This window comes from Variimorphobacter saccharofermentans, from assembly GCF_014174405.1.
GTDB lineage: Bacteria > Bacillota > Clostridia > Lachnospirales > Lachnospiraceae > Mobilitalea > Mobilitalea saccharofermentans.
In genome coordinates this window covers 2,650,648-2,662,760 of the sequence record NZ_JACEGA010000001.1, presented here as the reverse complement: position 1 = coordinate 2,662,760, position 12,113 = coordinate 2,650,648, and the positions used below count along the sequence as shown (strand labels likewise).

14 protein-coding genes and 2 pseudogenes are annotated in these 12,113 nt (G+C 39.5%); 8 read left to right on the top strand and 8 right to left on the bottom strand.

Going from position 1 to position 12,113, the window contains the following annotated elements; translation table 11 throughout:
- Nucleotides 1-176: 176 nt before the first annotated feature.
- The 5 genes from tnpB (H0486_RS11700) to tnpA (H0486_RS11680) all read right to left on the bottom strand — a co-directional run bounded on the left by tnpB (H0486_RS11700) (nucleotide 177) and on the right by tnpA (H0486_RS11680) (nucleotide 3,135).
- Entirely contained in the window at nucleotides 177-536 is a 360-nt protein-coding gene (gene tnpB / locus H0486_RS11700) for an IS66 family insertion sequence element accessory protein TnpB (RefSeq protein ID WP_228353170.1), read from the bottom strand.
- A complete protein-coding gene (gene tnpA, locus H0486_RS11695) occupies nucleotides 526-867 on the bottom strand; it encodes an IS66 family insertion sequence element accessory protein TnpA (RefSeq protein WP_408647600.1) in 342 nt (113 codons plus the stop codon). Before tnpA (H0486_RS11695) ends, tnpB (H0486_RS11700) begins: the two co-directional genes overlap by 11 nt.
- An 89-nt stretch (nucleotides 868-956) precedes the next feature.
- Nucleotides 957-2,189, bottom strand: a complete 1,233-nt coding sequence (tnpC, locus tag H0486_RS11690) for an IS66 family transposase (protein WP_228353168.1) — start codon at nucleotides 2,187-2,189, stop codon at nucleotides 957-959.
- A gap of 237 nt (nucleotides 2,190-2,426) precedes the next feature.
- The gene (gene tnpB, locus H0486_RS11685; protein ID WP_228351320.1) at nucleotides 2,427-2,786 is read right to left on the bottom strand and encodes an IS66 family insertion sequence element accessory protein TnpB; all 360 of its coding nucleotides are present in this window, start codon (nucleotides 2,784-2,786) and stop codon (nucleotides 2,427-2,429) included.
- Nucleotides 2,779-3,135 carry an IS66 family insertion sequence element accessory protein TnpA gene (gene tnpA, locus H0486_RS11680; RefSeq protein ID WP_228351319.1) on the bottom strand — a complete coding sequence of 119 codons (357 nt, stop codon included), beginning with the start codon at nucleotides 3,133-3,135 and terminating at the stop codon, nucleotides 2,779-2,781. Before tnpA (H0486_RS11680) ends, tnpB (H0486_RS11685) begins: the two co-directional genes overlap by 8 nt.
- A gap of 134 nt (nucleotides 3,136-3,269) precedes the next feature.
- Here tnpA (H0486_RS11680) and tnpB (H0486_RS11675) point away from each other — a divergent pair, with 134 nt between their 5' ends.
- From tnpB (H0486_RS11675) to H0486_RS11665, 3 genes and pseudogenes are all read left to right on the top strand, one after another.
- Nucleotides 3,270-3,626: an IS66 family insertion sequence element accessory protein TnpB gene (gene tnpB / locus H0486_RS11675; RefSeq protein ID WP_228353167.1), complete on the top strand. Its 357-nt coding sequence runs from the start codon at nucleotides 3,270-3,272 to the stop codon at nucleotides 3,624-3,626.
- A 270-nt stretch (nucleotides 3,627-3,896) separates the two neighbouring features.
- Nucleotides 3,897-5,522, top strand: coding sequence for an IS66 family transposase (gene tnpC, locus H0486_RS11670; RefSeq protein WP_228353166.1), 1,626 nt, complete (start codon nucleotides 3,897-3,899; stop codon nucleotides 5,520-5,522).
- 48 nt (nucleotides 5,523-5,570) lie between these two features.
- Nucleotides 5,571-5,747, top strand: a pseudogene (locus H0486_RS11665) (transposase domain-containing protein); the annotation flags it as partial.
- A gap of 228 nt (nucleotides 5,748-5,975) precedes the next feature.
- On the opposite strand, the gene H0486_RS11660 reads toward H0486_RS11665, so the two are convergent.
- Entirely contained in the window at nucleotides 5,976-6,692 is a 717-nt protein-coding gene (locus tag H0486_RS11660) for an XRE family transcriptional regulator (RefSeq protein ID WP_228353165.1), read from the bottom strand.
- Between the two features lie 157 nt (nucleotides 6,693-6,849).
- Between H0486_RS11660 and H0486_RS18790 the strand changes: the two genes are divergently transcribed.
- On the top strand, nucleotides 6,850-7,218 hold the full coding sequence (locus H0486_RS18790; RefSeq protein WP_330594511.1) for a Y-family DNA polymerase: 369 nt from the start codon (nucleotides 6,850-6,852) through the stop codon (nucleotides 7,216-7,218).
- Here the strand turns inward: H0486_RS18790 and H0486_RS11650 are convergent.
- Nucleotides 7,124-8,008 carry an IS3 family transposase gene (locus tag H0486_RS11650; protein WP_228353145.1) on the bottom strand — a complete coding sequence of 295 codons (885 nt, stop codon included), beginning with the start codon at nucleotides 8,006-8,008 and terminating at the stop codon, nucleotides 7,124-7,126. The genes H0486_RS18790 and H0486_RS11650 overlap by 95 nt on opposite strands.
- 29 nt (nucleotides 8,009-8,037) lie before the next feature.
- Nucleotides 8,038-8,325, bottom strand: coding sequence for a transposase (locus H0486_RS11645; protein WP_228353144.1), 288 nt, complete (start codon nucleotides 8,323-8,325; stop codon nucleotides 8,038-8,040).
- 98 nt (nucleotides 8,326-8,423) lie between these two features.
- Here H0486_RS11645 and H0486_RS18450 point away from each other — a divergent pair.
- From H0486_RS18450 to ltrA, 4 genes and pseudogenes are all read left to right on the top strand, one after another.
- A pseudogene (locus tag H0486_RS18450) lies at nucleotides 8,424-8,489 on the top strand (recombinase family protein); the annotation flags it as partial.
- The gene (locus H0486_RS11640; RefSeq protein ID WP_228353164.1) at nucleotides 8,466-9,254 is read left to right on the top strand and encodes a zinc ribbon domain-containing protein; all 789 of its coding nucleotides are present in this window, start codon (nucleotides 8,466-8,468) and stop codon (nucleotides 9,252-9,254) included. The pseudogene H0486_RS18450 and the gene H0486_RS11640, both read left to right, overlap by 24 nt.
- Before the next feature lie 36 nt (nucleotides 9,255-9,290).
- A complete protein-coding gene (locus tag H0486_RS11635) occupies nucleotides 9,291-9,533 on the top strand; it encodes a hypothetical protein (protein WP_228353163.1) in 243 nt (80 codons plus the stop codon).
- A 427-nt stretch (nucleotides 9,534-9,960) separates the two neighbouring features.
- Nucleotides 9,961-11,259, top strand: coding sequence for a group II intron reverse transcriptase/maturase (gene ltrA / locus H0486_RS11630; RefSeq protein WP_228353162.1), 1,299 nt, complete (start codon nucleotides 9,961-9,963; stop codon nucleotides 11,257-11,259).
- The last annotated feature ends 854 nt before the right edge of the window (nucleotides 11,260-12,113 follow it).

The following is a 12,113-nucleotide window of genomic DNA, read 5'->3' as shown; positions in this document are numbered from 1 at the left end:
TAGGAAAAAGAAGGACTTAGAAGAGTTTTTCAGACAGTTATCCACCGACAGAAAAACATGGTGAAACGATATCACGTATAACGTCTCACCACGATATAGGAAGTGTGGATAACTGTCTTTAAACCAGAGATTGGTGCTCTATGAGAAAAATAAATTTCTCTGTTTTGCACAATGAATTACAGGATTGCTACAGATGAGATTTTTTGTATAGCTTTTTTCTGTTCAATCGCAAGACCCTCCATCAGCCATTTATACTGCTGTGGTGTCAGAGTTTTCATTTCTGTTTCGCTTCTGGGCCACTGAAACCGGCCTTTTTCAAGACGTTTATAAAGGAGCAGAAAGCCATCACCTTCGAACACAAGTCCCTTAATCCGGTCTGTTCTCCTGCCACAGAAGAGAAACAGTATTCCTGTATGAAAGGGATCCAGCTGGAAGCTGCTTTGAACCATTGATGCCAGACCATCAATGCCAAGCCGCATATCCGTATATCCACAGGCAATAAACACTTGTGAAAAGCCGGATGCATCATTCAGCATTTGTCACCGCCCGGATGGTCGATTCTATGAGACACTGTGGCGTCGAGGAGTTAACGTTGATTGTTATAGAACCCATTGTTATCGTAAGCTCTGTCGAAAATGAAGAATGAAAAGATGAGGGTATGCATTGATCCGGAACACGGACAAAGTTCGTATCAACAGAATCACATGCGGCCTCGCGTAATTTCCGAAGCCAGTAGTAATAAGCATCTTTACTTATGTTGTTCTGTTGGCACCAGTCTTTGACTTTCAAGCCGCTTGCCATACATTCCTGCACCAAAGCGTTCCATTGGGCGAACTTAACTTCTTTTGCTACTAATTGTGTATTCATGAGATCCTCCTTCGTGAGTTGCGTGTTAAGTGTAAAAACTTGTACAACTTTTTACACTTTTTACGATATTATCTCATGAAAAGGACTTATCAGTAATATACGTATGGTTTACCGTTTACTTGATTTATGCAATAAGTAAAAGCTTTTCCTGTTTCAGATTTTTCAGGAACTGTATGCCTATTGGCTTTTACCCACGTAAAGAAGGCCTCTACTAAAGGCTTGACATGAAGTTGTCGTTCACGTAGTTTTTCATCTTGTTTAAGATCTGATAGGCTATTATCCACATGGTAGATAGCTGCTATCTGACCAACTGCAGCTTCTGCTAGAGTTCCTTTGGCTTTCTCTTTGCCAAGGGCTTTGCATAGCTGGGCGAAGCGTCTTCTCGCATGAGTCCAGCATCCTGCCACTTTCAGTTCATCAGGCCGCTCATTGGCTATCTTATGATAGCTTTGATAACCATCACAAACCACTACGCCCTGGAACTCCTTTAAGAACTGTGCAGGATGATCTGATTTACGAGTTTTCTGATACTCATATAGGATTGCTGGGGGCCCTCCACCATCCTTACCAGAGCGATATACCCACATGTAACTATTGGTCATGGTATCACGTCCATCCTTTGTTACCTTAAATGGGGTTTCATCTGCATGAAGCACATGACTTTTATAAAGCTCATCATGCATCCGGTCATAAAGAAGCGATAAATATCGTTCACTTCCAGTAATGACCCAGTTAGACATTACCTGTCTTGAGATATTTACATCATACCTTTTAAATTCCTGCTCAAGACGATACAAAGGTAGGGAGTTTATATATTTAGCATTTAATACTGCAGCAAGAAGCGAAGGTGTAACAATGCTATTTTTCAATAGCTCTGAAGGACGATCTGCCCGTACGATTGTCTGATTTTTATTACCGCAATACACGGCTACGTGATGTTCTACAACTTCAAAGGTTGCAGGATGAAAATCAAGTTTTTTATAAACTTCATCAGGTAGCCTACGATAGCTACCACCGAAAAGTTCCTGTAGCTTCTCCTCTGAAAGAAAGTGTTCCTCCACACGAATAGGTAACCCCTCCAAATCCGCATCTCGTTTCCCTTGGGGTTTTACACGACGTGTATGCCCAGACACTACTTGCTCTATTGTTGGCTCTGCAATCTCTCCTGCAGTAGCAATGGTAACCTCTGCTTCGTTAAAACATAATTGAAGTTGTTCTGAAATCTCTATATCAATCTTTTCAGAGGAACTTCCAAACCTTGCTTGATTGGAGACCTTTAGCTGCTCTAATAATAGATTCATGTTTTTGTTTAGCAGCTCCATTTCCCCACGAAGGAGTTTTAGGCTCTCTTGCTGATTTAGAAAAAGATCTATGATCTCTTTCTTAGTATATTTAGTTAATTGGTTTACACTATAGTTTTCTATCATCATGTGTCAAACATAGCATAATAAAAACTGCATGTAAAGAGATTTGAAACAACTTTTAAAAGTTGTGGAAAACATAGCGAAACCGAGTAAAATCAGGGCTTTATGGAGAAACTTTATCCACTAATTATAGCCCTATGCAGTCCGTTTTGGTTTGACTGTGTGGACAACTTTTTTTGGCTCTACTGATAGTCCTTCCATCAACCAACGAAATTGTTGTGATGTCATTTGACGCACTTCATCTTCATTTCTTGGCCATTGGAACTTGCCATTTTCAAGGCGTTTGTAGAGCAATAGAAAACCATCTCCCTCCCATAAAAGTCCCTTGATACGATCAGTTCTCCTTCCGCAAAAGAGAAATAAGGTACCAGACTCAAAAGGATTTAGATGAAAGGTTTTATCAATAATAACAGATAAACCATCTATACCACGCCGCAGGTCGGTATAACCACAGGCGATATATACAGCCTTAAAACCTGTAGCATCATTAAGCATTAGAAAGTACCTCCAGCACCATACGTAGTATATCAGGTGAAGTGTTCTCTGTAACTTCTATTTTAACTTTACCAATAGATATGTTTAGTGACCCTTGATTTCCATTATTGATAGGTTCAATTACATTCATAGGAACAGATGCAAAGGAAGGTGATACGGCTACATTGCTTTCGGTTAAAACTTCACATGCAGCTTCACGAATCTTTTTATACCAATAATAGTATGAATTACGATTAACATCGTTTTGTTTACACCAGTCGTCTACTTTCATGCCACTGTTACGGCAGTCTTGAATTATAAGATGCCATTGCTTTAAGTTATATTCCTTTTTCATATTTTTTGCATTCATGAAGATAACCTCCTAAGATTGTTTGAAAAGTTTAAAATGTTGTCAACTTTTTCAACTTATTCAACTTAGAGTATTATCCCATATGTGATTTTATTTTTTAATGTACAAGAGATTTACCGTTTACGAGGTGTCACATGCTTGAAGATGCGGCCAGGATTCGGCGTGTAGTGCTGGCCTGTGGTGCTGTCGACCTGAGAAAAGGAATCGACGGTCTGGCGATGATTATCGGAGATAAATATAATCAGAACCCGTTTGAAAAGGGAACCCTGTTCCTGTTTTGCGGAAGGAAGTCAGACCGTATAAAGGGGCTTCTATGGATGGGAAACGGATTCCTGCTCCTATATAAAAGGTTTGAGGATGGGGCACTTTCCTGGCCTCGAACCATTCATGAGGCTGCAGTGCTTACTGAGGATCAGTTCAATTATCTGATGCTCGGTCTTAACCCCTTGGACCCCAAAATTAAGGAGGTTACACCCAGGAAGGTTTGCTGATATTTGTGCAAAACAGAGATTTTTTCAGCGGTCTTCCGGCCTCCTAAGGTTCTATTATAACCCTGTTTTATATCCATATATATAGCGATCACAGTCGCTTATGATGGTTATATAAATATATTTCTGAACCTTGAAAACTCTATATTTCCTTATGCGTATGAGCCTTATACAATCTCACACCAATAGGCATAATGACGAATCAAGGCTGCACATAAATTCGCTATTTCAGCCATCTTCTGCTATAATAGATGAAGATGGAGGAACGAATAAATGGCAAACAAGCATACCCTTGAGGAACTAAATAACTGTAGCCGTGAAGAACTGATTACCCTTGTACTGATGATGCAGGGTCAGCTCGACGCTTTAAATTCAAACATCGAAAAGCTTATTGAGCAGGTGCGTATCGCTAACAGCTACAGATTCGGCAGGCATACCGAAACCTTAAGCTCCATAGAAGGTCAGTACTCATTCTTTGATGAGGCTGAAATGGCCTGTGACGAATCAGCTCCGGAACCGGATCCTGAGGAGGTCCTTCCTTCAAGGAGAGGTAAAAAGAAGAAGGGTCAGCGTAATCTTGATCTTAAGGACTTTGCGGAGGAGATTATCCCTCCTTACAGTGTACCCAAGGAACAGCTTGATGCCTTTTATGGCGAAGGCAACTGGAGACGCATGCCGGATGAGAGCTATAAAAGGCTTCGTCATGAGCCTGAATCATGGACGGTTGAGATACATACTATCGAGGTATATGTAGGTACCGACGGTGATCATCAGGATGAGTTTATTCGTGGTGACAGACCCAAGGACCTTTTAAGAAACAGTATAGTTACACCGTCACTGCTGGCATCTATCCTGAATGTAAAGTATGTCAACTCCTCAGCCCTTCACCGTATAGAGCAGGAGTTTGAACGTAATGGCGTAAACATATCCAGGCAGACCATGTCTAACTGGATAATAAAGAGTTCCAATAAGTATTTCGCTCCTTTTGTGGAACGCATGAAACAGGAATTGTTAAAGCTTCATGTAACCCAGTCAGATGAGACACCGACTCAGGTAATAAAGGACAGCGACCACCCTAACAGCCGGTGCTACATGTGGGTCCACCGCTCCGGAGAACTGTATAGGGACAAGCCCATCGTGATATATGAGTATCAGAAAGGGCGTGACCACCAGATACCTCTGGAGTTCTACAAGGATTACAAAGGAGTCCTTGTAACAGACAGCCTTCAGCAGTACCATTTGGTAGATAAAAAGCTACCAAATGTAACAAATGCAAACTGCTGGGCACATGCGAGGCGTGATTTCGCCGATGCGTTAAAGGCTGCGGACAAAGATAATCCAAAGGTGCTAAAACAATCCGTTGCATATCAGGCGTTGCAGAGGATTGCTGAATTCTATAGTGCTGACACAGAGCTGAAAGGACTCTCATCAGAGGAACGACTTCAAAAACGGCTGGAAGTAATCAAGCCGTTAGTTGAGGAATTCTTTACGTGGGTAAAACAGCAGGTGGCTGATTGTGCTGTTCCGCCCCAGAGCAAGACCGGCCGGGGCTTGCAGTTCTGCCTTAATCAGGAAAAATATCTAAAAGTATTCCTGACAGATGGTGATGTACCGATAGATAACTCGGCCTCAGAGAGAGCTATTCGGACCTTCTGTCTAGGTAAGAAAAACTGGATGTTTCACAACACAGCCAGAGGAGCCGGTGCCAGTGCAATGGTTTACAGTATATCAGAGACAGCAAAGCTTAATAACCTGCGTCCTTATTACTACTTTAAATATATACTCACTGAGCTGCCAAAGCTCTGTGATGAACAAGGAAATATAGATCCTACAGATCTGGATTACTTGATGCCATGGTCAGAGAGTCTTCCGGACGAATGCAGGAAACCACGCCACTGATAAAAGGTGGCGTTAAATTTATCGTCAGGCGTATGATTTGACGCTTACGAGGCAAGTGCTGGTATTTATACCTTAATTGAAACAGCAAAAGCAAATAGACATAACCCAAACAAATACATTTAATATATTTTGAGTGACATCCCAGACAGCGCATTTCTAGAGCATCCAGAATTCTTGGAAGACTATATGCCATGGGATCCAACCATTCAAAAGATTTGTCGTTAATAGTATCTCCAACTGTCTAGAATATCAGAAGGTTGGCGATTTTTATATACACGGAGTTGTTTGACGGTTACCGTTTAAGCCCAGGTATTGAACAAGAAAGGTCTTCAAGCGCTTCGTCAATTTCTTCTTTTGTAAGAATTTTAAGCTGACATTCCCCAGTTAATATGCTGGATTCCATGCTCGCGTAATCTTTGATAATAGTACTGTTCTGTTTCATAATCTTCAAATTTAGGCATTTTCGTAAACTCCTTTCTTTCCTACGACTTTCCCAAATACATGTAATACTCCATTCTTCTGAACCTCAATCGGAGAATATTCTGAATTTAATGAAATTAATTTGGTGCCTGCTGTAGTAAGCGAAAGCTTCTTACAGTAGGCATTATTATCATATCCAAAGATTCCAATCTCACCATCATTTAGTACATCCTGCTGATGAACCCATACAATCTGACCATCTATATATTCAGGCTCCATACTATTACCAGAGATACGAAGTCCAAAATCAGCAGAATCAGGGACTTCACTTCCAATATCAATAAGTTCATACGCATCGGAGTCAAGGAACTGACCAGTTCCGGCAGATACTGGAATATCAAAGAGTTTTATCTGTCGTGTGAATGGAATCACAGTGGCAGATTTTTTGTTATATTTTCCGCTCAGAATAAGCAGGTCAACATATTCTTCTACCTTTTGCTTTCCGGCTTTATCAAGCTGTGAGAGTGGGTTATCTTTTATTTCAAACGTTTCAAGTACGTCTCTAATATCCAATACATTGCAAAGTCCTAAAAACTGATAGGCATTGGGTACAGAATAGTCAGTTTCCCATTTGCTTATTTTTTGTCCAGTTGTAGTTATACCAATTGATGTTAGACAATCTGCAAGTTCAGGTTGTGAAAGTCCTTTTTCTATTCTAATTTCTGATAATTTCTTACCTATTTGCTTCATGATGCTCCTTTCAGTTTGGCACTTATTTTGTTGGGTAAAAAATGCCACGGGTTAGTTGTACACTACCACCTTTGGTCTATATTGTACATCAGTCTGATACAATTATCAAGAATAAAATATCATAAAATGATAAATTATTCACTTTACATATCATAATATGAGTATTATAATAATAGATAAATCAGATGATGAGAAAGGAGGAAGTCTGCTAGTAACATATTTAGGGAATTTATATGTTACTGCCATAAATAATTATATGAAAGATAGAATTATACTACATTCAGATGCGAATGCATTTTATGCCAGTGTAGAATTGCTGCATCGCCCCGAACTTCGGGGAAAACCAGTAGCGGTTGGTGGTGATCCAGAAAATAGGCATTGGTACTATGTCAAGAAAAAGTACAAGTTAAATCGGGAAAATTTATTATTATTTAGCTTACCTTCCTGTATAATTTTACCAGTTGCTTTGCGTAATTTACCTCATATTGATTTGGTGATAAATATCCACAATGACTATGAATCCTGACAGTGTTATAAAATGCCTCTATGTATTCAAATACAAGGCGATATGCGTGATTATAATCTAATATTTTAAATCTGTTTATCCACTCCCTCTTAATTAATGCATGGAATGATTCTATACATGCATTGTCCCATGGAAAAGCTTTCTTTGAATAACTGTTTATAAGTCCTTCTGTTGCCTCCTTATATGCACTACAGGTATATTGTATGCCCCTGTCACTGTGCATGACCAATGGCTTATCTATTCTTCTTGCTTTCTTCGCTCTATTAATCGTTTCTACAACCCATTTAGCTTCTAGGGTTGTACTAAGCTCCCATGCTATGATTTTACGGGAAAACAAGTCCATAATACTTGTTAAATATACAAATCCTTCATAGGTCCAAATGTAAGTTATATCTGAACACCAAACAGCATTTGGCTCACTTGGGTTAAATTCCTCATCCAATATATTTTTTAGTTCTAAGCTAAAGTCTGAATCTATCGTTGTAACAGTATACGGTTTAACATATTGAGCTCTAATTCCTAGCTCATGCATATAGTTTCCGACTGTCTTCTCACTGATTTTTTCTCCCTCACTTTGCAGTACCTTTGTGATTTTTGGAGCTCCATAATTCTGATGAGATTCGTTGTATATTGCCATTATTTTTTCCATAATCGCTTCCTTGCGTTTTTGTCTATCAGAAGGAAGTCTTTTTCTATATGAATAGTAGCCATTTCTTGAAACGCCTAATACTCTAAGCACCCCGCTGACATTCAGCCGGCGTTCGCCTTCATCGTTCAATTTATCTTCCATTTCGGATGTTGCAATGAAGAGAGCTTCTGTCAGTTTCCCAGGATGCCGATCGCTTTTTTTAATATTTCTAATGCATCCTGTGTATCTCTTAACTCTCTGCGTAGCCTCGCGTTTTCCTTGGCTTCATCGCTTTCATAATTGCCTGAACCCCTAGTTGGTACTTCACCATTGTTTTCTTTTGCTTCTTTAACCCATACGCTAAGTGCTGTACGGCTAACCCCCAACTTATCTGAACATCCTTTGAGACCTAAATCTTTATGATCAAAGTAATATCGGACGGCATCCTCTTTAAATTTTTTGTCAAACTGTTTACTCATGATAACTCCTCCATCTCTTATAGTATTTATTATAACTACTATTTAGGATCTAGTCCACTTTCAACTTGTACCATTTTTAGTCTACCACCAAAGATCAATTCTATATTAAAAGTCACCATGAGCCAATCATATCACCTGAAATGTGGGACAAGGCACAGGAAATACGAAAGGGTAGATATAAAAAGAATTCGCTTATCATAGAAGGGACTCGCGAAAAGTATTCAAGAAAATTTGCATTTAGCAGTATGTGTGAGTGTGGTTTTTGCGGAACATTTTTTTCGAGACGTTCTCATCATCAGGATACACAACATAAGAAACCAGTATGGAAGTGTACTAATGCAACAAAGAATGGAATTGCAAACTGTCCTAATAGTAAGGCGATAGATGAAGTAATCATTGAGAACGCATTTTTGGAAGCATTCAGGCTTCTAGCAGACAATTTTGATGATGTTCTGGATTCTGTTCTTGAAACAGTAGAATCCACTATTTCAAATAATGAAGATGCGATAAAAGTTAAGCGCATTGAAACAAGCATTAGTAACCTGGAGTATAAGAGAAAGAAATTGACCGATATGTTATTGGATGATAAAATTTCTAAAGACGCGTATGATGAAAAATACGATGAATTCACTACTAAAATTTCTAGAGCAAAGGAAGAAAGAGATTATTTCCTTGTAAATGCGAATACCCAGCACAATGTTGGGAAACGTATGAAAGAATTGCGACAGAGACTGACGGAAGTAGATGTACTTGATACTTTTGACCGAGTAGTATTTGAAAGTATTGTTGAAAAAGTAATTGTAGGCGATGTTAATGAGGATGGCTCAGTAGATCCATATAAATTAACCTTTGTACTAAAAGGTAATGGTAAAAAAGCGATTTCTGATGCAAAAGACAGATATATGAATTTGCTGAAGAATAGCAATTAACAATTATATACAACAAGTTGGAAAGGAATGTGAAAAATGAGCGTTCAGGATAACTTGTTGAATGAAAAAAATATTGTTTTAGAGCAACCTGAGACAGAGACAGAAAAGAATAATCAGATGTGTTCTTTTAACTCTGACGAGATGGAAGATATGTGTTATTTCCGGCAGGACGAGGCATGTGGAGACGGTAGTATTGATGTGTGCGTCCAGCTAAGCTGGCAAATGCTAGCAGGTGAAAGTCCTGCAGTGGTAAAGGTAGGGCAGCCACTTAGTCAGTAACCAGCGTATGGAGTAATCTATGCGTTGAAGCGTTACGGAATGTTCCGAAAGGAGCAGGCAAACTGGCGGGTTGTAACATAAAGTGAATACTGCCGCACCGTTATTGACATTCCCGAAAGGGAACAACAGGGAGTCGAGCTGGGACATCAACAGCGAAGACAGCAGATGGTATGAAGAACCCTAAATGCAATACCTAAGAACCCTGCGGTGTAGAGGTAGCGACACGTCAGGAAAGTATTTGCCGGAACTGGAGAGTGCCTACTTTGCACAGGAAACTGTAATGAGGATGCATATAAGCAAAAGCGAAGTTGCTTTCTGCAAAGAGGCAGTCAGAAGTGCTCATAGTACCAAGGATTGTACAGACAACAAAACTGTGCATAGGGAAGGGGCACAACTTTATTCAAGTCTGTAAAGGAGGTAGGTGCCGGTGATTGCCGAAAAAGCTATAAACACCCATGAAAAAGTACGAGACTTCCAAAACAGACTATACCTTACAGCCAAAGCTGACCGAAAGAGAAAGTTCTATGCGTTGTATGACAAGATATACCGTAAGGACATCTTGGAAGAAGCATGGAAACGGGTAAAACAGAATGGTGGAGCAGGCGGTATTGACAAAGTCAGCATTGATGATGTGAAAGCGTACGGCGAAGAAAAACTGCTGGACGAAATAGCAGAAGATTTGCGGGCAGAGAAATATCGGTGCAAGCCTGTCAGACGAACCTATATTCCAAAACAAGATGGTAGAAAAAGAGCATTAGGAATACCTACGATTAAGGACAGAATAGTGCAGATGGCGGCAAAGATAGTAATAGAGCCGGTATTTGAAGCAGATTTTCAGCCTTGCTCGTATGGGTTCCGACCGAAAAGAAATGCAAAACAGGCAATGGACAGGATATATGAAATGGCAGACAAAGGCGGAGCATTATGGGTAATAGATGCTGACATAAGAGATTATTTTGGGAGCATCAACCATGATAAGCTGCTTTTGCTGGTCAAACAGAGAATAACTGACCGAAGGGTGCTGAAGCTGATAAAAGGCTGGCTGAAGGCAGGAGTGCTGGAAGACGGGCAATACAGTGAAAGTACTGTTGGTGCACCCCAGGGCGGAGTTATTTCACCACTGTTATCCAATATATATTTGAATTATTTTGATGTATGTTGGAGTAAGAGGTTCGGACACTTGGGAGAATTAGTACGATATGCAGATGATTTTGTGATATTATGCAAGAAGTTATCTCAAGCAGAAGAAGCGTTGCGTGCTGTAAAATGGATTATGAAAAAGCTGGAACTAACATTGCATAGTGAGAAAACAAGGCTTGTTGACATGTATTTCGGAAAAGACAGCTTTGACTTTCTAGGTTTCAACAACAGATTTCAGCGATTCAGAAACAAAAGCTGGCAGTGGTATTGGACACTACAGCAGATACCGTCCAAGAAGGCTATGAAGAAAATGAGGGCTAACATCAAAGAGGTGTTTGCAAGTCCGAGCAAATTGCTGTTGAGCATGGAAGAGATGGTTAAGTTGCTCAATCCTAAAATCATTGGCATGAGAAACTATTATGCCAGACGATTTGCAAGACCATGGTTATGGAAGATAGATAAGTATATCAATTTTAAGTTTACCTGTTGGTACAATCGGAAGAAACAACGTAACTACAGGCTAGGGAATGCTGCTAAAGTCAGAGAATTGACTAAGCAAGCGGGACTGGCAAGTATGTGCGGCTGAATGCTGAAGGAAGAAGAATATCGGAAAGCCGTATGCGGGAAAACTGCACGTACGGTTTGATGAGGGGGCGGTGGTAACCCCACTGCTCTACTCTATCACGCAAAGACAAATAAAAATGCCTTAGATGGCTTGAAATCAAAGGTTTCTAGACTTTCGGTATTTAATACTGATTGGCTTGAAGCCTTGTTTTTTATTCTGGGAGTATAGCTAATGAAGTGAAAAGAGGGTTAGGGTTGAGACTACAGAACTGCTTTTAGTCTTGCGAGACTATGAAACTACTTTTTTGGGGATAGGTTGAGACTATAGAACTGTTGTTAATGTTGGACTGTTTCATTTAGTATTTTTCTATCAATTTGATCCTATTTAATAGAAATGTATCATGAATATTAATTTGACCGATGGCTGCTGTAATGAATCTAAGCAGATGATAGAGTAATCGCTACCCTGTTATTATAGACAAGTAGATAAAATTCAATCTCAGGTTTTTTGCGATTTTTAGTATATAATGATATTTAACAAAGAATATGGTACTATTTGGAATAATATTATGATATAATAGATTTATTAACTACTTAAGAGGAGGAACTGTCTTTGCAATTATTTGATTGATTGAAATGAGTCAAGGGCGGTCACAACTTAATTCGGTTGATAAGCAAGCATAAGGCATTAATTGTTAATCAGTGATTTTTATGGAGAAGATAATTGGGGATGACAAAATCGTAATATGGTGTATACTTTAAATAAGATAGAGCATATTATTTTGTGATCATACTCCGGTTACCTAAGGGTCCGGTTTTTTGCGTATAGGAGAATATAGTATGGGGAAGGAATTTAGTACTGCCAATGAGCAAATT

Bases quoted from the DNA above. Each gene is read 5' to 3' on its own strand.
- H0486_RS11650 (WP_228353145.1), bottom strand. From the start codon at position 8,008: ATGGAAGATAAATTGAACGATGAAGGCGAACGCCGGCTGAATGTCAGC.
- tnpA (WP_408647600.1), bottom strand. From the start codon at position 867: ATGAATACACAATTAGTAGCAAAAGAAGTTAAGTTCGCCCAATGGAAC.
- tnpB (WP_228353170.1), bottom strand. From the start codon at position 536: ATGCTGAATGATGCATCCGGCTTTTCACAAGTGTTTATTGCCTGTGGA.
- H0486_RS11640 (WP_228353164.1), top strand. From the start codon at position 8,466: ATGTGGGACAAGGCACAGGAAATACGAAAGGGTAGATATAAAAAGAAT.
- tnpC (WP_228353168.1), bottom strand. From the start codon at position 2,189: ATGGAGCTGCTAAACAAAAACATGAATCTATTATTAGAGCAGCTAAAG.
- tnpB (WP_228351320.1), bottom strand. From the start codon at position 2,786: ATGCTTAATGATGCTACAGGTTTTAAGGCTGTATATATCGCCTGTGGT.
- H0486_RS11635 (WP_228353163.1), top strand. From the start codon at position 9,291: ATGAGCGTTCAGGATAACTTGTTGAATGAAAAAAATATTGTTTTAGAG.
- H0486_RS11660 (WP_228353165.1), bottom strand. From the start codon at position 6,692: ATGAAGCAAATAGGTAAGAAATTATCAGAAATTAGAATAGAAAAAGGA.
- H0486_RS18790 (WP_330594511.1), top strand. From the start codon at position 6,850: ATGAGTATTATAATAATAGATAAATCAGATGATGAGAAAGGAGGAAGT.
- H0486_RS11645 (WP_228353144.1), bottom strand. From the start codon at position 8,325: ATGAGTAAACAGTTTGACAAAAAATTTAAAGAGGATGCCGTCCGATAT.
- tnpB (WP_228353167.1), top strand. From the start codon at position 3,270: ATGCTTGAAGATGCGGCCAGGATTCGGCGTGTAGTGCTGGCCTGTGGT.
- tnpA (WP_228351319.1), bottom strand. From the start codon at position 3,135: ATGAATGCAAAAAATATGAAAAAGGAATATAACTTAAAGCAATGGCAT.
- tnpC (WP_228353166.1), top strand. From the start codon at position 3,897: ATGGCAAACAAGCATACCCTTGAGGAACTAAATAACTGTAGCCGTGAA.